The following is a 23,019-nucleotide window of genomic DNA, read 5'->3' on the forward strand; positions in this document are numbered from 1 at the left end:
TCCGCGAGGCATGATGTGCCAGGCTGGCTTACCAGTGTATGGGCGTTTGCCTCCAGTCGGCCAGCACGGTGTTGGTCTGGCTGAATGGTCGGCTGCCAAAAAATCCGCGATGCGCTGAAAGTGGCGAGGGATGAACGGATTCGATTATGCGGTGCTGCGGTGCGATCAGGGATTTATGGCGTTGCGCGTGACTGCCCCAGAGGATGAATACCAGGGGCTGCTCGCGCTGGCCGAGCCAAGCCATCAACCTTTCGGTGAAGGTATGCCAATAAGCCGCATGCGCGCCAGCTTCACCGCCGCGCGTGGTGAGCGAGGCATTCAGCAGTAGCACACCCTGCTTGCTCCAGTTGCTGAGGTTGCCGCCCTCAATATGCGGTTCACCAATATCGCTCGCCAGTTCCTTGAGTATATTGCGCAGCGAAGGTGGCGGGCGCACGCCTGCAGGCACGGAAAACGCCAGGCCATGGGCTTGCTGTATGCCTTTGTCCTCACCGTGATAGGGGTCCTGGCCGAGAATGATGACACGCGCTTCTTCCGGGCCTACTGCTCGCAAGGCTTCAAACCACAGGCCGGGCTGGGGACGGATATCGGATTCATCGCGCAATTGCTCGCGAACGCTGGCATATTGCTGTGCCAGCTCTGGTAGCTGCTCGGCCCAGGCAGGTGGGATGGTTTCAGGGGAAGGCATGATGACTCCGGAGGGACGGGTAAGGGACATTACTCGCCGATTTGCAGTAGCAATCCGCGACGGCGGGCTGCACGGAAATATCCCAGAAAGGCAGCAATGCCACCGCCCAGGTATAAAATATTCAGCAGCATGGCATTTACCAGGTAATGCATATTGAATGTGCCATGCAATAGTAGCTCGCGCATGCCTTCAAACACGTGGCTTGCTGGCAATGCCCAGGCCACCGGCTGCAGCCAGTGCGGCAGGGTGGCGACAGGATAATAAATGGCACACAAGGGCTGAATGGCAAACACGGCAATCCAGGCGACACTCTCGGCGCCGAGGCCGTAGCGCAACACAATGCCGGACACCAGCAATCCCACAGCCCAACCCATGGCGATCAGATTGAAAAAGAAGGCGATGAGCGGCAACCCCATATCAAAAATGTTGTAGTCAAACAGGGGAATCGCCACCAGCGCTGCGCCGCCAATGCCAATCAGGGTGCGGATCAGGCTCATGACAATCAGCGCCGAGACCATTTCGTAGGGGCGAAGAGGACTGACAAAAAGATGACCGAGGTTGCGCGACCACATTTCTTCCATGAACACCAGGGCAATGCCCAGTTGGCTGCGAAACAGCACATCCCACAACAATACGGCGGACAGGAGAATGCCTGCAGCCTGTGCGATGTAATGGCTGTTTTCCTTGAGAAACAAGGTGATGAAGCCCCATAACACCATCTGCACCGTGGGCCAGTACACCATTTCCAGCACGCGCGGCCAGGATGTACGCATGAGGTAAAGATGGCGCAGCACGATGGCGCCGATACGGCGCGGCGAATAATGGATGTCTTGTTTGCTCATTGTGGGGCGCGGTCCCGTGCGATGTCGATAAAGACCTCTTCCATGGAGGTGCGGCCGTAACGCGCCAGCAGGGCGTCGGGCGAGCCGGTGTCGACTACTTTGCCCGCGCGCAGCATGATCACGTCACTGCACATGCGCTCGACTTCGGTCATGTTGTGCGAAGCGAGCAGAATGCTGGCGCCGGTGCGTTGCTGGTATTGTTCCAGGTGCGTGCGGATGGCGTCGGCAGTATCCGGGTCCAGCGAGGCCGTCGGCTCATCCAGCAGCAAGACCTCCGGTTCGTTGATCAATGATTTGGCGAGGGATACCCGGGTTTTTTGTCCTGCGGACAATTTGCCATAGGGGCGGTCCAGCAGCGAACTCAGGTTGAGGTCTTCGGCCAGTTTGGCAATGCGCTGCTTGAGCGCGGGCAGGCGATAGAGATGGCCAAATACCGTGAGGTTTTGGCGTACGGTAAGGCGCTGCGGCAAATCGACGTAAGGCGATGAAAAATTCATGCGGTGCAACAGGCGGTGCCGGTGTTTCAGCATGTCTTCGCCCAATATGCGGATATTGCCGCTGCTGGGCAGCAACAGCCCCAACAGCATGGCAATGGTGGTGGTCTTGCCCGCGCCATTACCGCCGAGCAGGGCCGTCGTCACCCCGCGCCGGGCCGTGAAATCCAGGCCGTTGATCGCGGTGACCTGATCGAAGTGCTTGTACAGGGCGCTGACTTCAATCACCGTATCCTTGCTGTTATCAAGGCTCATGCCATACCTCCGCTCATATGATTTTCCACAGCATGTTGAGCCCGAGAGCAAGCAGCAGGCAGGCAAAGAGGCGCCGTAAAATCGGTGTCGGCAGGCGATGCGCCAGAGCAGCACCCCAAGGCGCCGTGACAATACTTGCCAGTGCAATGCCAGCCAGCGCAGGCAGGTAGATAAACCCCAGGCTGTTGGCGGGCAAGCTGGGCACGCTCCAGCCGGTATAGATATAGCCTATGGTCCCCGCCAGGGCGATAGGCAGGCCGATGGCGGCAGAGGTGCCAATGGCGCGTTTCAAGGGAATATTGCAATAGTGCAGGTAGGGCACGGATACCGTACCGCCGCCGATGCCAACCAGGCTGGAGATAAAACCGATAATCACCCCCATGACGCCATTCAGCCAGCGGCCAGGGACGCGTCGTGCCTGATTGGGGCTGAGCTTGAACAACATCTGGCATGCCACCGTCGTGAGGAATATCGCAAAAATCGCTTGTAGCGCATGGCTGTGTATCTGGGCAACGAGCAGGCTGCCCAGCAGGGTGCCTAGCACAATGGTGGGCGCCAGTTGCTTTATCAATGGGAAATCTACATTGTCCTTGCGGTGATGTGCCCGTGCCGATGACAGCGATGTAAACACAATGCTGGCGAGCGACGTGCCCAGCGCAATGTGCATGATATGACTTTCCGGGAAGCCAAGTCCGGCGAACAGGTGCGCCAGGATAGAAACAATCACCACGCCGCCGCCTATGCCAAAAAGGCCAGACAGCACGCCGGTTGCAGCACCGGCTGCCAGATAGTACAAAAATTCCATAGTCAGATCAGAGCTTGGGTTAAGAGATTAGTTTCAGAAGGGATGTTGAGTGCTTATTTTTCTGCCCGGCTAATGAGTCGGCTCAATGCTTCACCCAGCGGGGAACCTTTGAGTTTTTGCGCCAGATCGTCCAGGTTTTCCGCGGCTTGCGCGCTTAATGTACGCAGTATTTTGGGTGTTTCGCGCGTGCCAGATTGCACTTGCACTTCCACCCGAATTGAAGTAACTTCAACCCCTTGCTTTTGCAGACCACTGATTAAAGTAGGTAATAAAAGCTTCAGTCTGGCCGCAATCGCGCCGTTATGGGCGTATACGGTCAGGCGCTTGTGCTTGATCACACCCGGTTGCGTATAGCGCGCCAGCTGAGCAGGCACAACAGCATTCCAGGCATTTTTAGAGGCAGTCAAACTGTCCGACAAGCTGGTCAATGCTTCGAGATTGGCATTGTCTTTGAATAACGCGTTCAGCTTGCGCATGCCGATGGGCTCTCAAAGGGGAATTGCGTGAATATCATTATTGTCTCTGACACAATGGCAAAACCCAGGGTTCTCACTCTGGGGCAAATAGTGCTGTTTTTGGCGCTGCTGGTAGCAGGCATTGCTTTGCTCACATCCTTCCTTATTCTGCCACAGGCAGATGGCAAGCACCATGGCGTCAAGGCACTCATTCCTGCCGCCCTGAATCTCGTATCCCCCAATACTCAAGAGCATATTGATGCCCTCGCCATGCAGCTTGGTGAATTGCAGGCGCGCATGATGCGGCTGGATGCCACCAGCGAGCGCCTCTCCGGCATGGCGGGTATCTCGCCATCCACTCCTGAAGAAGCGCAGCACGAACCTGGACGGGGCGGCCCCGAAGTACGCGGGTACGGACTGGATGTCCCGCAACTGCAGGAGAAGATATCAGAACTGCTGTTTGAGATGGAGCGCAAGCAGGACCAGCTGAGTGCCATTGAGGCATTCATGATGCAGCAGAGCGTGCAGAAAAATGCTTTCCCCAATGGGCATCCCGTCAATGGCGCTTATAACTCTTCAAGTTACGGTTGGCGCCTGGACCCCTTCAGCGGCAGGATGGCCTTCCATGAAGGCCTGGATTTTACCTCTGAGGTAGGTACGCCCATTTACGCGGCGGCAGGTGGCCTTGTCACGACGGCAGAGCAGACGCCCGATTATGGTAAAATCGTCAAGATTGACCATGGTGCAGGTTTTGAGACCAGATATGCCCACGCCTCAGAATTATTGGTAAAGGTGGGTGACCGGGTTGAAAAAGGCCAAATGATCGCAAGAGTAGGTACTACAGGACGTTCTACGGGTGCCCATCTGCATTTTGAAGTGCGTCTGAATGGCGCTCCGCTCGACCCAAGGAAATATTTGCTGAATTAAGTCGTCCATCATGGATGGACGCGCGTTGTTGCTGGCATTGTTACATATCCAGAAACTGTTTAAGTCAACCTAGAGGTTTCCGTCCATGTGGCGGAAAGTTGGTGTTATTGCATGTTATCCACGCTGTTCAAGAAAATTTTCGGTAGCCGCAACGAGCGGCTGGTCAAACAATATGCACAGAATGTGCAGGCGATTAACGCGCTGGAGCCTGCATTGCAGGGTCTGAGCGATGAACAGCTGAAAGCCAAGACGGAAGAGTTCAAGCAACGCTATCAAAACGGCGAGTCGCTGGAAAAACTATTGCCTGAAGCCTTTGCGGTGGTGCGTGAAGGCAGCCGCCGTATTCTGGGCATGCGCCATTTTGACGTGCAACTGATTGGTGGCATGGTGCTCAACGCTGGCAAGATTGCCGAAATGCGTACTGGTGAAGGTAAAACCCTGGTGGCCACATTGCCCGCCTACTTGAATGCGCTTACCGGCAAGGGCGTGCATGTCATTACCGTCAATGATTACCTGGCAAAGCGTGACGCCGAGTGGATGGCGCGTCTGTACAACTTCCTGGGCCTAAGCGTCGGCATCAACCTCTCGCAGATGTCGCATGATGCCAAGCAAGAGGCTTATGCCGCTGACATTACTTACGGTACCAATAACGAATTCGGTTTTGATTACCTGCGCGACAACATGGTGTTTACCTCGCAGGAGCGCGTGCAGCGCGGTCTCAGCTATGCGCTGATTGATGAAGTCGACTCCATCCTGATTGACGAAGCCCGTACTCCCCTGATTATCTCTGGTCAGGCCGATGACAGCATCGATCTCTATGTGCAGATGAATGGCATCGCCGCCAAGCTGAAGCGCCAGCAGGAAGAAGAAGGCGAGGGTGATTTCTGGGTGGATGAGAAATCCCATCAGGTGTTGATGTCCGAAGCCGGTCATGAGCATGCCGAGCAATTGCTGGCTGAAGCCGGTTTGCTGTCCGAAGGTGCAAGTCTTTACGATGCTGCCAGTATCAGCCTTGTTCACCATATGTATGCCGCGTTGCGTGCGCAATCGCTGTTCCACCGTGATCAGCACTATGTGGTGCGCGATGGCGAAATTGTGATCGTGGACGAATTCACTGGCCGCATGATGCCGGGCCGCCGCTGGTCCGATGGCTTGCATCAGGCAGTTGAGGCCAAGGAAGGCGTGGCGATCCAGAAAGAAAACCAGACGCTGGCATCCATCACCTTCCAGAATTATTTCCGTATGTATGGGAAGTTGTCCGGCATGACTGGTACTGCCGATACCGAAGCTTATGAATTCAACCAGATCTACGGTCTGGAAACCGTGGTGATTCCTACCCATCGTGGCATGCAGCGCAAAGACATGATGGACAAGGTCTACCGTACCTCAGGCGAGAAGTATCGCGCTGTCATCGAAGACATCAAGGACTGCCAGAGCCGTGGTCAGCCAGTGCTGGTGGGTACGACCTCGATTGAAAATTCCGAACTGATTTCTCATCTGCTGAACGAAGCCAAGCTGGAGCACCAGGTGCTGAACGCCAAGCAGCATGAGCGCGAGGCGCAGATTATTGTGCAGGCTGGCCGTCCAGGCGTGATCACGATTGCTACCAACATGGCGGGTCGTGGTACCGACATCGTGCTGGGGGGTAACCCTGAGCCAGAGATCGCGCTGGTGCGCGGTGATGAAAGTCTCAGCGATGCTGACAAGGAAGCCCGTATCGCTGCCATCAAGGCAGACTGGCAGAAGCAGCATGACGCTGTGCTGGCAGCAGGCGGCCTGCATATTATTGGTACCGAACGCCATGAATCGCGCCGGGTGGATAACCAGTTGCGCGGTCGCTCTGGCCGTCAGGGTGACCCAGGCTCCAGCCGCTTCTATCTGTCGCTGGAAGACCAGTTGCTGCGTATTTTTGCTTCTGACCGCGTATCGGCCATCATGGAACGCCTGAAAATGCCTGATGGCGAAGCGATTGAGCACCCATGGGTGACGCGTGCCATCGAGAATGCACAGCGCAAGGTGGAAGGCCGTAACTTCGATATCCGCAAGCAACTGCTTGAATACGATGATGTGTCGAATGACCAGCGCAAGGTGATCTACCAGCAGCGTAATGAATTGCTGGAAGCCGCCGATGTAGGCGAGACCATCGCCGCCATGCGCGCAGATGTCGTCAATGACACCTTTGCTTCGCATATTCCGCCTGGCACGCTGGAAGAGCAGTGGGATATCGCCGGGCTGGAGAAAGTTTTGCTGGCCGAGCTTGGCCTTGATATTCCATTACAAAAAATGCTGGAAGAAAATCCTGACCTGCATGAAGAAACCTTGCGTGAGCATGTGGTGAATGCCGCTGAAGCTGCCTATGCCGCCAAGGAGCAGCAAGCCAGTGCCGATGTCATGCGTCAGTTTGAGCGCGCTGTGATGTTGCAAAGCCTTGATAACCATTGGCGCGAGCATCTGGCGGCGCTGGATCATCTGCGTCAGGGTATTCACCTACGGTCTTATGCGCAGAAAAATCCTAAACAGGAATACAAGCGCGAGGCATTTGAATTGTTCGCAGCTCTGCTCGATACCGTGAAGCGTGAAGTTACCCAGATCACTATGCTGGTTCAGGTACGTAATGAAGCGGATGTTGAAGCGGTTGAAAAGCCAGTGGAACTGGAAAACGTGCAATATCAGCATGCTGACTATGATGCGAGCGCCAGCGTGGGTGAAGACTCACTGGAAATTGCCGATGCTTCCGCTACCGAAGAAAGCCAGCCCTTTGAGCGTGAAGGCGTCAAAGTTGGGCGCAATGATCCTTGCCCATGTGGTTCCGGTAAAAAATACAAGCAGTGCCATGGCAAGCTGAGCTGAGTTACCGCTTTTTGTTTGGCTTGATGAAACCCGGCTGATGGCCGGGTTTTTTATTGGTGGCATGGCTTTTGCGTGAATAAGCCTGTGAAAGAAGTGCCCGGTGAGTGTTGGTTCGGGCAAAAGCAGAAGGCGAGGCGTATCAATGGCAGTCAGCAGCGGTGTTACGCGCATGATATTGGGCCTGGGCGGGCTTATGCCAGCAAGTGTGATGGCCGCTGTCGCTGGCCCCGGCATGGTGCCTGTGACACAGATCAGTGCCGGGGATACGGCGTGGATGCTCACAGCCACAGCCTTGGTGTTGCTGATGACCATTCCCGGTCTCGCCTTGTTTTACGCAGGCATGGTGCGCAAAAAGAATGTGCTCTCGACCGCCTTCCAGAGTCTGGCGGTTACCTGCGTGGTCACCCTTGTCTGGGTGGTGGTGGGCTACAGTCTCGCGTTCACGCCATCCAGTTTTTTCATTGGCGGCTTTGATCGGGTCTTGCTGCATGGGCTGGGTTTCAGCCCGGATGGGGCGGAGATCAGTGTCAGTCATATTGCCTCCAGCGTGCCTGAAGCCGTGTTTGTCATGTTTCAGCTTACCTTTGCCATCATTACGCCAGCCCTGCTGACGGGCGCTTTTGCCGAGCGTATCCGCTTCCCTGCCATGCTGCTGTTTATCGCTCTATGGAGCTTGCTGATCTATGCGCCGATTGCGCACTGGGTGTGGGAGCCAGGCGGCTGGCTGGCCGCGCAGGGTGTGCTCGACTTTGCGGGTGGCACGGTAGTGCATATCAATGCGGGCATCGCTGGTCTTGTCTGCGCTTACATGCTGGGGCCGAGGCTGGGATATGGCCGAGTCGCTTTCCCACCATTCAATCTTACCTACACCTTGCTTGGGGCTTCTTTGCTGTGGGTGGGCTGGTTTGGGTTTAATGCAGGGTCTGCCGTAGCCGCCGACGGCCGGGCAGCCATGGCCATGCTGGTGACGCAAGTGGCGACTGCCATGGCGGTATTAACCTGGATGGCGCTGGAGTGGTGGGTGAAGTCGCGCGCGACTTTGCTTGGGGCTTGCTCGGGTGCTGTGGCGGGCCTGGTCGCCATTACCCCAGCCTCCGGGTTTGTGGATGCAGGTGGCGCCCTGATTATCGGCGTGGTGGCAGGTATTGCCTGTTATTGGGGCGCCACCGGCTTGAAGCAGGTGTTGGGCGCGGATGATGCGCTCGATGTGTTTGGCATTCATGGCATAGGCGGCATTGTCGGTGCTTTGCTTACCGGCCTGTTGGCGAATCCTGCCGTGGGCGGCATGCATGGCAACATGATCGCGCAAACCACAGGGGTGATTGCCACCCTGGTGTATAGCGGCGTCGGTACCTGGGTGATCTTGCTGCTTGTGAACCTGGTGAGTCCGTTGCGGGTGAGTGCCGACGATGAGGAAGATGGGCTGGATATTTCGCAACATGCGGAGCGCATCATCTGATGGCGGACACTGAAAAAACAGCGATTGCCGCGCATCTCTATGTTGCCTTGCGTCGGGTTGCCAACCGCGTCATTGATATCGAGTGGATGGCGCAGAACGAAGAGTATGCCCGTGCCATCATCAAATTCGCGGTTGAGCAGGGCAATGAAGAACTGGCGCGCCAGGCGCTACGCTACCAGGCCTTGCTGGATGGCGAGCCTGCACCCAGGGAAGCCTCCGCCAGAGCCGAGGCCACTCCACCTTCGGCCGATACTGTCAAAAAGCGCTATATCGGCACGTTGCGATAGTATGCTTGATCAATCCTCCGGGGTCGCTTGCTGTTGACAGGCTTGTGATTCTTGAGATGGTTTCATCTTCGCCTGCACTACGCTCATTCCATTGCACTATCCATATCCAGGGTTTTCTGCGCCTATACCTCGCTGCATGTTTGTTATAATCCTGAGGCTATTCTCCAGAGGTTGTTTCCCATGAGTTCTGATCCCAATTCCACTGCTGTATCCTCGCCCTGTATCGGGGTCTGTGCCATGAACGAAGAAACTGGCTTGTGCGAAGGCTGTTTTCGCACCATAGACGAGATTCGCGAGTGGTGGGATATGTCACCACAACAGCGCCATGAAGTGAAGGATCGACTGGCGCAGCGCCAGATCGAGATTGCCCGGTTCGACGACTAAGCCTGCTTATCCTCATTTGCCAGCTTTGGGGCTTCAGCTTGCGCGGATAATGACGCTCAGGTTTGCCCCCGCCCACATGTCATGCCCTTGTCGTGGTGATCGGGTAGAATCGCGACTACTTTTAATTTTGTGTCCATCTTTCGGGAAACCTCCACATGCCAGTTCACCTTACTGCTCCTGATGCCGCCACCCTGAAGCCGGTTGCCGGCATTACCTTAGGCTATGCCAAAGCGCATATCCGCAAGCCAGACCGCAAGGATGTGCTGGTTATGCAACTGAGCCCCGGCACTCGGGTGGCGGGCGTATTCACGCAGAACCGTTTTTGCGCCGCGCCAGTCACGCTTTGCCGTGAACACCTGGCTGGCCCGAATGAAATCCGCGCGTTGGTGGTCAATACCGGCAATGCCAACGCGGGTACTGGCGAGCCCGGCATGCAGCATGCGCGTGAAACCTGTGATGCTCTGGCGCAGTTGCTGGAGTGCAAGGCTGAACAGATTCTCCCATTTTCGACCGGTGTGATTCTGGAGCCTTTGCCAGTTGATCGTCTCGTGGCGGGCTTGCCTGCTGCCGTTGCCAATCAGCGTGCTGATGGCTGGCTGGATGCCGCCGAGGCCATCATGACGACCGATATCGTGGCAAAGGGCGCATCGCGTCAGGTAACGCTGGGCGGCAAGCTGGTGACGATTACCGGCATCGCCAAAGGCTCCGGCATGATACATCCCAACATGGCGACCATGCTGGGCTATGTGGCGACCGATGCGGCGGTTAGCCAGTCTGCCCTGCAGGCGATCATCGATCACGCGGTAAATCACTCGTTCAACTGCATTACCGTCGATGGCGATACCTCGACCAATGACTCCTTGATCCTTATGGCGACGGGCCAGGCGGCGAATGCGGAAATTACTGAAAGCAGCAGTGAGTTTGAGGCTTTGCGTGCGGTGATGACCGAAGTAGCTGTTGAGTTAGCGCAAGCCATTGTGCGCGATGGCGAGGGTGCTACCAAGTTCATGACCATTCATGTCGAGGCCGGCAAGGATCGCGAAGAATGCCGCAAGGTGGCCTATGCCATTGCGCATTCCCCGCTGATCAAGACGGCATTCTTTGCCTCTGACCCCAATCTTGGCCGGATTCTGGCGGCCATCGGTTACGCCGGTATCGCTGACCTGGATGTCAACGCCATGCAGCTTTACTTGGGCAACGTGCTGGTGGCGGAGCATGGTGGCCGTGCCGCCAGTTATGAAGAAGCCCAGGGTGCGGCAGTCATGAAAGAAGCGGAAATCACCGTTCGTGTGGTGCTGAATCGCGGTAATGCGAAAGCTACCGTGTGGACCTGTGACTTTTCCTTTGATTACGTCAAGATCAATGCAGATTATCGCTCCTGATTTTTGAATCCAGACGAGGTATACATGGCGGATATTGAACAGTTGATACAGAAGGCCGAGCGCTTGCTCGATCGCCTGGAAAAGCACTTGCTGCCGCAGACGCAGGATACCGATTGGAGTGCGATTGCCTGGCGCTGGGTCGCGCATCAAGGACGTGGCTACCTGCAAGCTGTGCATCATCCGCATTATGTCAGCCTGTATGGCTTGCAAAATATAGATGAGCAGAAGGCGCGCATCGTGCGCAATACCGAGCAGTTTGTACGTGGCCTGCCTGCCAATAATGCCTTGCTGACGGGCGCGCGTGGTACCGGAAAATCCTCGCTGGTGAAAGCGGTGTTGAGCCATTTTGCCCAGCATGGCTTGCGGCTGGTCGAGGTTGAAAAGCAGGATCTGGTGTCATTGCCCGAGATCGTGGCAATTTTGCGCGAGCGCCCCGAGCGCTTTATTGTCTTCTGCGATGACCTGACGTTTGATGCTGGCGAGCCTGGGTACAAGGCGCTCAAGGTAGTGCTCGATGGCTCGGTCTCGGCGACCTCGGATAATGTGCTGGTGTATGCCACTTCCAATCGCCGTCATCTGATGCCGGAATACATGGCCGAAAATCTCGAAACCCAGCATCTGGGCGAAGAGATACGTCCTGGTGACACCGCCGAAGAAAAAATTTCCTTATCGGAGCGCTTTGGGTTGTGGTTGTCGTTTTATCCGTTCAGTCAGCAAGACTACCTGCGCGTTGCCGAGCAATGGCTGGAATACCATGGCATTACGCCATTTACCGAAGATGCCCGCCAGGCGGCCTTGCAGTTTGCGCTGGCTCGCGGCTCGCGCAGTGGCCGTATTGCCTCGCAATTTGCCCGTGATTACGCAGGCCAGGCCAAGTTGAGTGAGCTGGCTGGTGTGAGTAATCCACCGGATGCGCAATGACCGATAAGCCGGCGGTGCATGCGGCCGTAGCTGTGCTAGTGCGGGATGACGGGCAGGTACTCCTGGCGCAACGCCCCGAAGGCAAGCCTTGGGCTGGGTGGTGGGAGTTTCCCGGAGGCAAGATTGAGCAGGGCGAATCCGTATTGCAAGCGCTCAAGCGCGAAATAGAAGAAGAGCTTGGTACCGGGATTGTCGAAGCTTATCCCTGGATCACCCGCCGCTTTGCTTATCCCGAGCGTACGGTCCAATTGCATTTTTATCAGGTGCGCCGATGGATTGGCGAGCCCCATGGCCGGGAGGGCCAGGCCTTGTCCTGGCAGTTTCCTTCGTCGGTGAATGTTGGGCCTTTGTTGCCGGCCAACGAGCCTTTGCTGCGCATGTTAAGCCTGCCAGCCATCTATGCGATCACGCAGTTGGAGGAGCTTGGTGAGCCGGTGTTTCTTGCCCGACTGCAGCGGGCATTGCAAGCCGGGTTGAAGTTGATACAGGTGCGTGAAAAGCATCTGAATGAAGAGGCTTTGCAGGCATTTTCCGCAAAAGTCATCGCACTCGCCCGCCCCTATGGTGCTCAGGTCTTGCTGAATGGTTCGCCGGAATTGGCTTCCATGGTGAATGCCGATGGCGTGCATCTCAGCAGTCAGGCACTCATGGCCTTGCGGCAGAAACCTGAAGGCTTGATAGTGGGGGCGTCCTGTCATGATGCGCACGAGCTTGCCCGCGCGGCGGAGCTTGAGCTCAACTTCGTCGTGTTTTCCCCTGTGTTGCCAACCTTGTCCCATCCGGATGCCAAGCCCCTGGGGTGGCATGGGCTGGGGGAGGCCATTGCAGGGTATGCGTTGCCAGTGTATGCATTGGGTGGCTTGCAGAGGCAGCATCTGCAAGAGGCTTGGCGCCAAGGGGCACATGGCATTGCTTTGTTGAGAGGGGCCTGGAATGAAGCTGGCTAAGCGCAAAAAATGGGCGTTGTTGGCGCTCTTGCTAATGGTGGGATCGGCGGCATTGTATTTCTACATGCGAGCCCCCGAAGTGCCGCAAACTATCAAACTCTTATATTGCCCTACACCTCTCGAAGGTTGTGGTGATCAGAATCTGCATGTGGTATTCGCTTCGCAGCCTGCTGTGTTAAAACCGTTTGGCATTGATGTCGCCATGACGGGTGCCCAGGCTATCCATGCCAGTTTTGCCATGGACGGCATGGAGATGGGGCTTAACAAATATCGGCTGCTGCAGAAGCCGGATGGCCGCTGGCATGGGGATATTACGCTGCCGGTGTGTGTGCAGGGGCGCAGTGACTGGATCGCGCGTATTGATGTGGAAACCGCCACCGGGCTGCAGCGTTACCAGTTCACCTTCAAGGCTGAACCGCGCTGAGAGATTCTTTGGGCGCGGGAAGGCCCTATTAATCTGCTGCCGCTTTTATCGGGCTGCTATGCGTGTAGATGTGTTGCTTGCCGTGGCTATCCTGTACGTAGAGTTTGAACGTCACATTTGAGCCTGCCTTTAGCGGGGCTTTCAGATCAAACAGCATCAGGTGAAAGCCGCCCGGTTCCAGGTTAACCGCTTGCTGTGCTTTTAATGGCAAGGTTTCCAGCATGCGCATACGCATGACTCCGTCGTTCATGGTCATGCTATGTATCTCGACCGATACTGCTACGTCACTTTCCACTTTGGTCAGCGTTGCGTCTTCTGCACTGGTCAGTGTCATGTAAGCGGCGCCCACGGCTTGTCCGGGCGCGGTGGCTCGCACCCAGTCTTGGCTGATGCGCAAGGCATCGGCTGCCCAGGCACTCTGCGTGCTTGAAAGTAACAGGCATAAAGCGATACATCTGAGCTGTTGGAACATAGAATGGCTCCTTATTCTTCCAGGAAATCGTCAGGTTCTATGGGTTGTGGAATGCGGTAGCCTTCGTCCGCCCACAAGCCAAGATCAATCAACTTGCAGCGCTCGGAGCAAAAGGGACGAAAGCGATTTTCGACGGAATATTCAGACACAGACTGGCATTGCGGGCAAGTGACCAGGCGTTTTTTTACGGGTTTTACAGGTTGCACAGAGTAAGGGTGAAGTTAACGTTTTTATCGCATGCACGCGGCTTTTGCGCGTAGTCCAGGCTATTGAAACGGATGTTGATAGCGTATTTGTTGGCGCTGACTTCCGGGAAGCACTCGACATCATCGTCGACCTGCAACCTCAGCATCTGGGCAGGTTTTGAGCCCCCCAGCATTTGCTGATAAACACCATTGACTGCGGTCAGCGCAACGGTATTGCCACTGCCGCGCAGTATATGGAGGATGATGCGCAAGGCCTCGTAAATGCTGATCAGTGGTTGCAACCAGTTATCGAGATCCTGGCGACGCCTGTCTTCGTCCAGGCCCAGCCAGTAATGATAGGACGGCAAATCAAATTCGCATACGCCGCCTGGAATACCTGCTCGCTGTTTGATGCTCATCAGCCAGTCGTTATCGCGCAGGGTTTGCCCAAGCTTGGTCGTGTTCTGGCGAAGTACCTTGCTGGTATTCTCAATTTGGCCGATCAGGTCGGTGAGTACGTTTTCTGCGATGGAAGGGTTGCCGAGAAGGCTGGTCATGACGATCTTTTGCCGGTCCAGCTCTTGCAGCAGGTCTGCCTTGAGCTCGGCGCGATCAATGACATCAAGAATCTGGAACAGGGAGAGCAGCGCGCAGTGATGGTGATACTCATGCCCGGCTGCCATATTGTGCAGCACTTTAGTGAACAGATCCTCCAGGCGCAGCAGCGTCCGGATACGTTCATTAAATGGGTAATCGTAACTGGGCACGGGCTTTTTTTGGCTGAGCGCTTAGCGTTTTTAAAGTTACGGTGGATTATGAAATCTAAATGCTAACTATGCAAGGATTAATGTATTTTTGGTGAAAAGCGATGACATTTTTTTGTAGTTGATCAAGGCTGCCATTGTTGCTGATGATGTCATTTGCCAATTGCCGACGGGTTTCGCGTGATAGCTGGGCTGCCATAATGTTTTTCACCTCGATTTCCGACATATGGCTGCGTTGCATGGTGCGGGCAATCTGTATGGACTCCTCACAATCAATCAGCAGGCTGCGATCTATCAATTGCCGGTAGCGTTCGCTTTCAAACAGCAAGGGCACAACAATAATGCAGTAAGGCGCGGTGTTGCTGACCCGTTGCAGCTGGCGTTGCGCCTCTTCATAGATGGCTGGATGCAATATTCTCTCCAGCTGCTGACGCGCCGCGGCATCTTCAAATACCTTGCTGCGCACTGCTGCGCGGTTCAGGCTGCCATCAGCGTTCAGCATGCCATCGCCCAGTGCGTCGGCTATCGCGAATACGGCTGCTTGTCCTGGAGCGGTGAGTTCGTGCGAGATGACATCGACATCAATGACAGGGGCGCCCAGCGCAGCAAACTGCGCTGCTGCCGCTGATTTTCCGCTGCCTATGCCGCCCGTCAGTCCAACGATCATGTCAGCTGCCCAGGTAGAAGCTTGCCAGGATCGGGCCGAAGAACAAGGCGGCAATGCCGCCCAACGCCAGATAGGGGCCAAATGGGATGGGTGTGCTGCGACCATGGCGGGCAAACAGAATCAAGCCGATGCCAATGACCGAGCCCGCGAGTGAGGAAAGCAGGATGACGGCGGGCAGCATTTGCCAACCAAACCAGGCGCCTATGGCGGCAAGCAATTTGAAGTCGCCGTAACCCATGCCTTCTTTGCCCGTTATCAGCTTGAATAGCCAATAGATGCTCCACAGGATGAGATACCCGGCAGCTGCACCAACTACGGCGGATTGCAAATCGGTAAATCCGCCATTGAGGTTGATCAGCAAGCCCAGCCATAACAAAGGTAGCGTGATGTCGTCAGGCAGCAGCTGGGTATCCAGGTCGATGAAGGTCAGGGCGATCAGCGCAAATACAAACAGCCACGCAAATACCGTGGTGCCAGCGTAGCCCAGCTTCCAGCTCACCAAGGCGGTCAAGACGCCGGTGAGCAACTCGACGGCCGGGTAGCGTATGCTGATAGGTGCCTTGCAGCCGCGGCATTTGCCACGCAGGCCGATATAGCTGATAAGGGGGATGTTCTCCAGCGCCGTGATGGCATGACCACAGTGCGGGCAACTGGAGCGTGGTGTCAGCAGATTGAATTTTTTCGTGGCCTCTGTGGGCATTTGTCCGTCGAGTGACTGGCAATTCAGTCGCCATTCGGCTTCCATCATTTTAGGCAGCCGGTGAATAACGACATTCAGAAAGCTGCCCACAAGAAGTCCGAGCAGGGCAGAAACGGCAATAAAAAAGACAGGGGAGTCCTGCAATACCTGAAGAAAATTGCTGAAGACGTCGGGCATACGCTTGTTCCATTAAACTTTCTGCATCATCGCACCGTTATACAGATATAGGCAACTATCCACTGTCGGGTACAGTCACACTTGAAATTGCGCCGTATCGACGCCACTTATACCTTAACCAACCACTTGAAACGAAAGGAAGCGAATGATGGAAAACACTGTCCAAGCTGCATGGGAAGCCCCGGTCGTTTGCCGCGTAGAGGTTGATCTTCCAGGATGGATGGAGCAGTTGACCGGCCGCTCCAACTGGGAAGTTTATGGAGAAGAGGAGGACGACGGGTACATGAGCTTTGCCATGAGGCAGGGACGGCAGCAGGCCGAAGTGACGCTCTACCATAACGGGTATGCCGTGGTGGATGTTGATGGGCGCGCCTTGTTTGATGGGGCGCTGACACCCGACACCAGCCCATGCGCACACTTGAGCTACTATCGGGCTGATAGCGGCGAACAGATTGTATTGAATTAAGTTGGAATTGCACTAACGGCACTGGCTTGGCTGGCGAGTGCTGATGCCAGGCTGATATTAAGGCCGAATAAAAAACGCCACCACCCTTTCAGGGTTGGTGGCGTTTTTTATTGGAGGCGGCAGATGCGTGTTGCGCTTGACTCAAAATGTGCGGTCAACAGCAAACTCGGCCAGTTTCAGCAGTGCCTGGCGCGACGGGGAGTCTGGCAGGTGCAGGATAGCAGCACAGCCCGCCTGCGCTTCCTGTTGGGCGATGGCTCTCACCTGATCAAGTGCCCCGGTGTCATGCACTGCCTGCATGACGGCAGGGAGTTCATCCAGGCCGCCCTCTTCAATCGCCTTGCGTATGGTCAACGCTTGTGCCGGAGTACCCAGGCGCATGGCGATCAGCAATGGGAGTGTGGGTTTGCCCTCGGCCAGGTCATCGCCCAGGTTTTTGCCGATCTCCTGGCTGTCGCCACTGAAGTCCAGCACATCATCAATAAGCTGAAAGGCGGTGCCCAGACGCATGCCGTATTCCGCCATGGCATGCTCATCCTGTTTCGAGGCGCAGCAGATAATCGCACCCAGGCGGGTAGCGGCTTCAAACAGCTTGGCTGTCTTGTAGTGGATAACCTTGAGGTAGGCCTCATCCGTAATGTCGGCGTCGTGCACATTCAGCAATTGCAACACTTCACCTTCTGCGATGATATTGGTGGCCTCTGCCAGCACTTCCATCACGCGCATGCTTTCAACGCCGACCATCATCTGAAAGGCGCGCGAATAGATAAAATCACCCACCAATACGCTGGCCGCATTGCCAAACAAGGTGTTGGCAGTGGCGCGGCCACGGCGCATGGCTGATTCATCCACGACATCGTCGTGCAGCAAGGTGGCGGTGTGGATGAATTCCACAACAGCGGCTAGCTCGTGATGGCGGGCGTTGACCTCGCCAAACGCGCCGGCTGACAGAAGAACCAGCGCAGGCCTTAGGCGCTTGCCCCCGCTATTGATGATGTACTCGGCAACCTGGTTGATCAGAACAACATCGGAATGAAGGGATTTGCGAATCACCGCGTCGACTGCTTGCATGTCTTGAGCGATGCAGGATTGTATAAAAGCGAGGGACACGAGTATCAGCCAGAATTAGATGCGGCATTTTAACATATAGGGTCTGGGCTTATACAGCGCTTGTCCCGTGCTTGTTGGCCTTGCGCAACGTATGCGGCATAATGTCGGCGTTGTAGCGAATTGTTTGCGGAAAAGCGCATTAAGATTTGCTAAACGTCCAATTTTCCGTATAATGCTCGATTCATTTGAATGCGTAGCGAACGAGGCTAGATCATGTATGCAGTCATCAAGACCGGCGGTAAGCAGTACCGTGTAGCAGCCGGCGACAAACTTAAGGTTGAGAAGTTGGTGGGCGAAGTCGGTAGCGACATCACCATCGACCAAGTATTAATGGTTGCTGACGGCGACAACGTTACCATCGGTGCACCTGTCATCGCCGGTGCCAGTGTCAAGGCCAAGGTGGTTGCCCACGGTAGAGGTGACAAGGTCTTGATCTTCAAGATGCGTCGTCGTAAGCACTACCGCAAGACCCAGGGTCATCGTCAGGATTTCACTGAAATCCAGATCGAAAACATTGCTGCCAAGTAATTCGGCTGCAGTTACTTGAGATAAGGAATAAAACATGGCACACAAAAAAGCAGGCGGTAGTTCCCGTAACGGCCGCGACTCACAGGCCCAGCGACTGGGCGTGAAAGCCTTCGGCGACCAATTGGTTTCTGCAGGCAGCATCATTGTTCGTCAACGCGGCACCCGTATGCACGCTGGTGACAATGTTGGTATGGGCAAGGATCACACCCTGTTTGCCAAGGTGGATGGCAAGGTTGCTTTCTCAGTTAAGGGCGCTCTGCGTCGCAAGCTGGTCAGCATCATCCCTGCTTAATCCGCAGCACAGGTTGGTAAAAGCCCTATCGTACAGATAGGGCTTTTTTATTTCAGGCGTGCATGTCGGAAAAAACGGCTTGCTATAATAAGCCGCGCTTGTCGATATTGAGATTGACTGGAAAACATGAAATTCATAGATGAAGCAACCATCAAGGTCTACGCTGGTGACGGCGGTAATGGCGTAGCCACCTTCCGTCGCGAAAAGTACGAGCCCATGGGCGGTCCCAATGGCGGTGATGGCGGTCGTGGTGGCTCCATCTATGCGGTCGCTGACCGTAACATCAATACCTTGGTGGATTATCGATACACCCGAACCTTCCGCGCTCAGCGTGGTGAAAATGGCCGCGGTTCTGATCAGTATGGTGCCGGTGGCGAAGATCTGATTCTGCGTGTGCCGGTGGGCACGGTGATCAGCAACAAGGCCACCGAGCAGGTGCTGATCGACCTTGCCGAGCATGGGCAGCAGGCCTTGCTGGCCAAGGGCGGTAATGGCGGTCTTGGCAACATCCATTTCAAGTCCAGCGTTAACCGCTCCCCGCGGCAATGTACTAAAGGTGAGCCGGGCGACGAGTTTGAGCTCTATTTCGAGCTTAAGGTGTTGGCTGACGTTGGTCTGCTCGGCATGCCCAATGCAGGCAAGTCCACCTTTATTCGCTCTGTATCCGCCGCTAAGCCCAAAGTGGCAGATTATCCATTTACGACCTTGCACCCCAATCTCGGGGTGGTGCGCGTGGATACCAACCGCAGTTTTGTCATTGCCGATATTCCAGGGCTGATAGAAGGCGCGGCAGAGGGTGCCGGGCTTGGCCACCAGTTCCTGCGACATCTGGCTCGTACGCGTTTGCTGCTGCACCTTGTCGATATTGCGCCTTTTGATGAGGCTGTCGATCCGGTCAAAGAGGCGCGCGCCATTGTTGAAGAGTTGCGCAAATACGACGAGTCGCTGTATCAAAAGCCACGCTGGCTGGTATTGAATAAAGTCGACATGCTGTCTGACAGCGCAGATGTCGTCGCGAAATTTGTGCGTGACTATGGCTGGGAAGGGCGTGTCTTTGCCATTTCCGCCCTGGCCGGCATGGGTTGCAAAGAGCTGACCTACGCCATCATGGAACATATCGAATCTGTACGCGCGGGTGAGCACGCGCAAGAGGATCAAGATGGACTCCCTGCTGCTTGAGGCTGACTGTATTGTCGTCAAGGTAGGTTCAAGTCTGGTCACCAATAATGGTGAGGGCTTGGATCGGCAGGCGATTGCCGCCTGGGCAGACCAGATTTCGCATCTGGTAAAGCAGTCGCGGCAAGTGGTGCTGGTTTCCAGTGGAGCAGTTGCCGAAGGCATGCAGCGTCTGGGCTGGAAAAAACGGCCAAAGGCGGTCAATGAATTGCAGGCCGCAGCGGCTGTTGGGCAAATGGGCCTGGTACAAATGTACGAGAGCTGCTTCAGCAAGCATGGCTTGCATACGGCTCAGGTGCTGCTGACGCACGATGACCTGGCAGACCGCAAGCGGTACCTGAATGCGCGCAGCACATTGCGCACTCTGCTTGATCTCGGTGTTATCCCCATCATCAACGAAAACGATACGGTCGTCACCGACGAAATCCGCTTTGGGGATAACGACACCTTGGGCGCCCTGGTGGCCAATCTGATTGAAGCGGATGCGCTGGTTATTCTTACCGATCAGCAAGGGTTGTACTCGGCGGATCCACGCAAAAATCCCGATGCCCAATTCATTAATCACGCGGTGGCAGGTGCTCCCGAGCTGGAGGCCATGGCAGGCGGCGCGGGCAGCAGTGTCGGTACTGGTGGCATGCTGACCAAGATACTGGCTGCAAAGCGTGCGGCACGCAGTGGAGCCCATACCGTGATCGCCTCAGGCCGCGAACCGCAGGTGCTGGTTCGTCTGGCGGCAGGTGAGGCGGTGGGGACGCATCTGCAGGCGGGGCAGGTTAAATTGCTGGCTAAAAAACAATGGCTGGCAGATCATCTTCGTCTTTCTGGCAAGGTCATCATGGACGAAGGTGCGGTTAAAGCCTTGCGTGACGATGGCAAGAGTCTCCTGCCCATTGGCGTGGTTGCAGTAGAGGGCACTTTCGAGCGCGGCGAGGCGGTTGCCTGTTTTGATCAGCAGGGGCAAGAAATTGCCCGTGGCCTCGTGAACTACAGTGCCAGTGAAACCTCGCGCATCCTGCGCAAGCCCAGTGCGGATATTGCCCAGATACTGGGCTATGTGGATGAAGCCGAGCTGATTCACCGCGATAATCTTATTCTTTTGTAAAGGTAGCTTCCATGTCTACAACACAGGCGCAAGTCGCCATCATCATGGGGTCCGATAGTGATTGGCCCGTCATGCGGCTTGCGGCGCAAATGCTGGCTGATTTTGGCGTAGCGTATGAAGCCCGCGTAGTGTCGGCCCACCGCACGCCGGACCTGATGTTCGAGTTTGCCGAGCAGGCTGCTGAGCGTGGCTTCAAGGTGATCATCGCTGGCGCTGGCGGTGCTGCCCACTTGCCAGGCATGGTGGCTGCCAAGACCATACTGCCTGTTCTGGGCGTGCCTGTTCCTTCCAAGCATTTGCAGGGACAAGATTCCCTGTTATCGATTGTGCAGATGCCCAAGGGCATTCCCGTGGCCACCTTCGCCATTGGCGAAGCCGGGGCAGCAAACGCTGGCTTGTTTGCCATCGCCATGCTGGCGACGCATGATGCTGCGCTGGCTACCAAGTTAAATGAATTCCGTGCGGCCCAGGCCGCCAAAGTATTCGCCATGCAATTACCGGAGCAACCTTGAGCGTGAATTTAGCTGAACTTTCTTCCAAGATTTTGCCGCCTGCCATGCTGGGCATGCTGGGCGGCGGCCAACTGGGCCGTTTTTTTGTGATTGCTGCCCATGAAATGGGTTATCGCGTCACCGTGCTTGACCCGGACCTGAATAGTCCGGCAGGCAAGATTGCCGATGTGCACCTGTGCGCGGCTTACGATGATCGTGAAGCGCTCGAATCCATGGCGCAAAGCTGTGTTGCCATTACCACCGAGTTTGAAAATGTGCCGGCCGAAACGCTGGAGTTTTTTGAGCAGACCCGCATCGTTCGCCCGGCTGCGGCCGCGGTTGCCACAGCGCAGCACCGTGTCATGGAAAAAAACTTTATTCGCGATGCTGGCTTGCCGGTGGCGCCATTTCATGTGATTGAAACCTCTGCTGATTTTGATGCGGTGGATGCCGCGATTTATCCCGCGATTTTAAAGGTTGCGCGTTTTGGCTATGACGGCAAAGGCCAGGCACGGGTGGGTGGGCGCGAGCAAGCTGAGGCGGCCTTTGAGCAGTTTGGCGGTGAAACCTGTGTGCTGGAGAAAATGCTGGCACTCGATCTCGAGGTTTCTGTGGTGCTGGCGCGCGATGTGCATGGGCATGTGGCTGCGTTCCCAGTGGCAGAAAACAGCCATCTGAACGGCATTCTGGATATCAGCATTGCCCCGGCGCGTTGTGATGATGCCTTGCGCGAAAAAGCAACCGCGCTGGCGATTGAGCTCGCCCAGAAGCTGGAATATGTCGGCGTGCTAGGCGTAGAGTTTTTTGTCTGTGGTGACCAGATTCTGGTGAATGAAATTGCCCCTCGGCCGCATAACTCCGGGCACTACACGCTGGATGGCTGCGTGACCAATCAGTTTGACCAGCAAGTACGCGTGCTGACTGGGCATGCCCTGGGCGATCCGCGTTTGCATAGTCCGTCTGTCATGGTGAATATACTCGGCAATATCTGGCAGGACGGCGAGCCGGATTGGGCTGCTGCGTTTGCCGTACCAGCGCTCAAGCTGCATTTGTATGGCAAGCATGAGCCGCGCGCCGGTCGCAAGATGGGCCATTTTACGGTGGTGGACGCGGATGCGGACAATGCTTATAGCCTGGCCATGCAGGCGCGTGAAGCGCTGGGGATTGGCGAGTAACTCTCGATATATACGTGATTGGTCGGTCAAGTTGTGAGGGTGCGAAGGTTGCGCCCTCATTTGCTTTATGGTGCCCGGATTTTTTAAGATCAGGTTAATTTGCTTGCTGATCATCATGGGGCTGAATGCGGACGTAGTTGATTGGCGCCATTGAAGCGCATGGCGGTGATTGAGAGTGGTCCGGATTTGGGTGTACAAGGCTAGCGCCCAATAAAAAAGCCGAACATCTGTTCGGCTTTTTTGCTTGCAGCTATGTAACTTGAATACTATGCCATGGCCTTGATAGAGGCTGACAGGCGGCTCTTGTGGCGAGCGGCCTTGTTCTTATGGATGATATTCTTGTCCGCGATGCGATCAATCACGCTTACATTTTCAATGTAAGCACTTTGTGCGGCAGCCTTGTCACCTGCTTCAACCGCTTTGATGATCTTTTTGATCGCGGTGCGCAGAGTGGAACGTAAGCTGGCGTTGTGGGCGCGTTGCTTAACTGCCTGACGGGCACGTTTTCTCGCCTGTGCGCTATTAGCCATGGATAATCCTAATCAAGTTTGTAAATTCGAAGCCGAGCATATTAGCCGTTTTTTTGCCATCGTG

Annotated in this window: 28 protein-coding genes; 16 read left to right on the top strand and 12 right to left on the bottom strand. The window is 55.6% G+C overall.

The features are described 5' to 3' along the window. Nucleotides 1–28 precede the first annotated feature (28 nt). From LG204_RS03515 to LG204_RS03535, 5 genes are read right to left on the bottom strand one after another with little or no spacing between them, the layout of a single operon-like run. Nucleotides 29–688, bottom strand: a complete 660-nt coding sequence (locus LG204_RS03515; RefSeq protein ID WP_230335964.1) for a uracil-DNA glycosylase — start codon at nt 686–688, stop codon at nt 29–31. A 29-nt stretch (nt 689–717) separates the two neighbouring features. Beyond that, on the bottom strand, nt 718–1,530 hold the full coding sequence (locus LG204_RS03520; protein ID WP_230335965.1) for an ABC transporter permease: 813 nt from the start codon (nt 1,528–1,530) through the stop codon (nt 718–720). Beyond that, the gene (locus tag LG204_RS03525) at nt 1,527–2,279 is read right to left on the bottom strand and encodes an ABC transporter ATP-binding protein (protein ID WP_230335966.1); all 753 of its coding nucleotides are present in this window, start codon (nt 2,277–2,279) and stop codon (nt 1,527–1,529) included. The genes LG204_RS03520 and LG204_RS03525 overlap by 4 nt, the downstream gene beginning before the upstream one ends. 13 nt (nt 2,280–2,292) lie before the next feature. Then, nucleotides 2,293–3,084 (bottom strand): sulfite exporter TauE/SafE family protein, encoded by a 792-nt coding sequence (locus tag LG204_RS03530; RefSeq protein ID WP_230335967.1) that lies wholly within the window; start codon nt 3,082–3,084, stop codon nt 2,293–2,295. 53 nt (nt 3,085–3,137) lie between these two features. Continuing rightward, a complete protein-coding gene (locus tag LG204_RS03535; protein ID WP_013441323.1) occupies nt 3,138–3,560 on the bottom strand; it encodes a DUF721 domain-containing protein in 423 nt (140 codons plus the stop codon). Between the two features lie 27 nt (nt 3,561–3,587). On the opposite strand from LG204_RS03535, the gene LG204_RS03540 reads away from it, so the two are divergent. The 9 genes from LG204_RS03540 to LG204_RS03580 all read left to right on the top strand — a co-directional run bounded on the left by LG204_RS03540 (nt 3,588) and on the right by LG204_RS03580 (nt 13,120). After that, on the top strand, nt 3,588–4,466 hold the full coding sequence (locus LG204_RS03540; RefSeq protein WP_230335968.1) for a M23 family metallopeptidase: 879 nt from the start codon (nt 3,588–3,590) through the stop codon (nt 4,464–4,466). Nucleotides 4,467–4,577: 111 nt separating this feature from the next. After that, complete coding sequence (secA, locus tag LG204_RS03545; protein WP_230335969.1) at nt 4,578–7,316, top strand: preprotein translocase subunit SecA; 2,739 nt, start codon at nt 4,578–4,580, stop codon at nt 7,314–7,316. Between the two features lie 142 nt (nt 7,317–7,458). After that, nucleotides 7,459–8,775: an ammonium transporter gene (locus LG204_RS03550; protein WP_230335970.1), complete on the top strand. Its 1,317-nt coding sequence runs from the start codon at nt 7,459–7,461 to the stop codon at nt 8,773–8,775. Beyond that, nucleotides 8,775–9,062 (top strand): hypothetical protein, encoded by a 288-nt coding sequence (locus LG204_RS03555; RefSeq protein WP_230335971.1) that lies wholly within the window; start codon nt 8,775–8,777, stop codon nt 9,060–9,062. Before LG204_RS03550 ends, LG204_RS03555 begins: the two co-directional genes overlap by 1 nt. Nucleotides 9,063–9,242: 180 nt before the next feature. Next, nucleotides 9,243–9,446: a DUF1289 domain-containing protein gene (locus tag LG204_RS03560; RefSeq protein ID WP_230335972.1), complete on the top strand. Its 204-nt coding sequence runs from the start codon at nt 9,243–9,245 to the stop codon at nt 9,444–9,446. Between the two features lie 155 nt (nt 9,447–9,601). Beyond that, nucleotides 9,602–10,828 (top strand): bifunctional glutamate N-acetyltransferase/amino-acid acetyltransferase ArgJ, encoded by a 1,227-nt coding sequence (gene argJ, locus LG204_RS03565; protein ID WP_230335973.1) that lies wholly within the window; start codon nt 9,602–9,604, stop codon nt 10,826–10,828. Nucleotides 10,829–10,852: 24 nt separating this feature from the next. Beyond that, complete coding sequence (locus LG204_RS03570) at nt 10,853–11,749, top strand: ATP-binding protein (protein WP_230335974.1); 897 nt, start codon at nt 10,853–10,855, stop codon at nt 11,747–11,749. Next, nucleotides 11,746–12,696: a Nudix family hydrolase gene (locus LG204_RS03575; protein ID WP_230335975.1), complete on the top strand. Its 951-nt coding sequence runs from the start codon at nt 11,746–11,748 to the stop codon at nt 12,694–12,696. The genes LG204_RS03570 and LG204_RS03575 overlap by 4 nt, the downstream gene beginning before the upstream one ends. Continuing rightward, a complete protein-coding gene (locus LG204_RS03580; protein WP_230335976.1) occupies nt 12,683–13,120 on the top strand; it encodes a hypothetical protein in 438 nt (145 codons plus the stop codon). The genes LG204_RS03575 and LG204_RS03580 overlap by 14 nt, the downstream gene beginning before the upstream one ends. Nucleotides 13,121–13,148: 28 nt before the next feature. Here the strand turns inward: LG204_RS03580 and LG204_RS03585 are convergent, their stop codons facing one another. The 5 genes from LG204_RS03585 to LG204_RS03605 are packed head-to-tail and all read right to left on the bottom strand — an operon-like array spanning nt 13,149 to nt 16,085. Beyond that, nucleotides 13,149–13,592, bottom strand: coding sequence for a copper chaperone PCu(A)C (locus LG204_RS03585; RefSeq protein WP_230335977.1), 444 nt, complete (start codon nt 13,590–13,592; stop codon nt 13,149–13,151). 11 nt (nt 13,593–13,603) lie between these two features. Continuing rightward, nucleotides 13,604–13,798 (bottom strand): DNA gyrase inhibitor YacG, encoded by a 195-nt coding sequence (locus LG204_RS03590; RefSeq protein WP_407664162.1) that lies wholly within the window; start codon nt 13,796–13,798, stop codon nt 13,604–13,606. Next, complete coding sequence (gene zapD / locus LG204_RS03595) at nt 13,786–14,544, bottom strand: cell division protein ZapD (protein ID WP_230335978.1); 759 nt, start codon at nt 14,542–14,544, stop codon at nt 13,786–13,788. Before zapD ends, LG204_RS03590 begins: the two co-directional genes overlap by 13 nt. A 55-nt stretch (nt 14,545–14,599) precedes the next feature. Continuing rightward, nucleotides 14,600–15,208, bottom strand: coding sequence for a dephospho-CoA kinase (coaE, locus tag LG204_RS03600; RefSeq protein ID WP_230335979.1), 609 nt, complete (start codon nt 15,206–15,208; stop codon nt 14,600–14,602). 1 nt (nt 15,209) lies between these two features. Further along, the gene (locus LG204_RS03605; RefSeq protein ID WP_230335980.1) at nt 15,210–16,085 is read right to left on the bottom strand and encodes a prepilin peptidase; all 876 of its coding nucleotides are present in this window, start codon (nt 16,083–16,085) and stop codon (nt 15,210–15,212) included. A 145-nt stretch (nt 16,086–16,230) separates the two neighbouring features. Between LG204_RS03605 and LG204_RS03610 the strand changes: the two genes are divergently transcribed. After that, nucleotides 16,231–16,551, top strand: coding sequence for a hypothetical protein (locus LG204_RS03610; RefSeq protein WP_041361967.1), 321 nt, complete (start codon nt 16,231–16,233; stop codon nt 16,549–16,551). 141 nt (nt 16,552–16,692) lie between these two features. Here LG204_RS03610 and ispB read toward each other — a convergent pair whose 3' ends face one another. Continuing rightward, on the bottom strand, nt 16,693–17,661 hold the full coding sequence (gene ispB / locus LG204_RS03615; protein WP_328441029.1) for an octaprenyl diphosphate synthase: 969 nt from the start codon (nt 17,659–17,661) through the stop codon (nt 16,693–16,695). A gap of 213 nt (nt 17,662–17,874) precedes the next feature. Between ispB and rplU the strand changes: the two genes are divergently transcribed. The 6 genes from rplU (at nt 17,875) to LG204_RS03645 (ending at nt 22,425) form a co-directional block, all read left to right on the top strand. After that, nucleotides 17,875–18,189: a 50S ribosomal protein L21 gene (rplU, locus tag LG204_RS03620; RefSeq protein ID WP_230335982.1), complete on the top strand. Its 315-nt coding sequence runs from the start codon at nt 17,875–17,877 to the stop codon at nt 18,187–18,189. A gap of 34 nt (nt 18,190–18,223) precedes the next feature. Beyond that, nucleotides 18,224–18,481, top strand: a complete 258-nt coding sequence (gene rpmA / locus LG204_RS03625; RefSeq protein WP_013441342.1) for a 50S ribosomal protein L27 — start codon at nt 18,224–18,226, stop codon at nt 18,479–18,481. 126 nt (nt 18,482–18,607) lie between these two features. Continuing rightward, nucleotides 18,608–19,660, top strand: a complete 1,053-nt coding sequence (cgtA, locus tag LG204_RS03630) for an Obg family GTPase CgtA (RefSeq protein WP_230335983.1) — start codon at nt 18,608–18,610, stop codon at nt 19,658–19,660. After that, a complete protein-coding gene (gene proB / locus LG204_RS03635; protein ID WP_230335984.1) occupies nt 19,641–20,759 on the top strand; it encodes a glutamate 5-kinase in 1,119 nt (372 codons plus the stop codon). Before cgtA ends, proB begins: the two co-directional genes overlap by 20 nt. 11 nt (nt 20,760–20,770) lie before the next feature. Further along, the gene (gene purE / locus LG204_RS03640; RefSeq protein ID WP_230335985.1) at nt 20,771–21,271 is read left to right on the top strand and encodes a 5-(carboxyamino)imidazole ribonucleotide mutase; all 501 of its coding nucleotides are present in this window, start codon (nt 20,771–20,773) and stop codon (nt 21,269–21,271) included. Continuing rightward, nucleotides 21,268–22,425, top strand: coding sequence for a 5-(carboxyamino)imidazole ribonucleotide synthase (locus LG204_RS03645; RefSeq protein WP_268867988.1), 1,158 nt, complete (start codon nt 21,268–21,270; stop codon nt 22,423–22,425). Before purE ends, LG204_RS03645 begins: the two co-directional genes overlap by 4 nt. A 266-nt stretch (nt 22,426–22,691) precedes the next feature. On the opposite strand, the gene rpsT is transcribed toward LG204_RS03645, so the two are convergent. Next, nucleotides 22,692–22,955 carry a 30S ribosomal protein S20 gene (gene rpsT, locus LG204_RS03650; protein WP_230335986.1) on the bottom strand — a complete coding sequence of 88 codons (264 nt, stop codon included), beginning with the start codon at nt 22,953–22,955 and terminating at the stop codon, nt 22,692–22,694. Nucleotides 22,956–23,019: the final 64 nt, after the last annotated feature.

This window comes from Methylovorus menthalis, from assembly GCF_020523625.1.
Taxonomy (GTDB): Bacteria; Pseudomonadota; Gammaproteobacteria; order Burkholderiales; family Methylophilaceae; genus Methylovorus; species Methylovorus menthalis.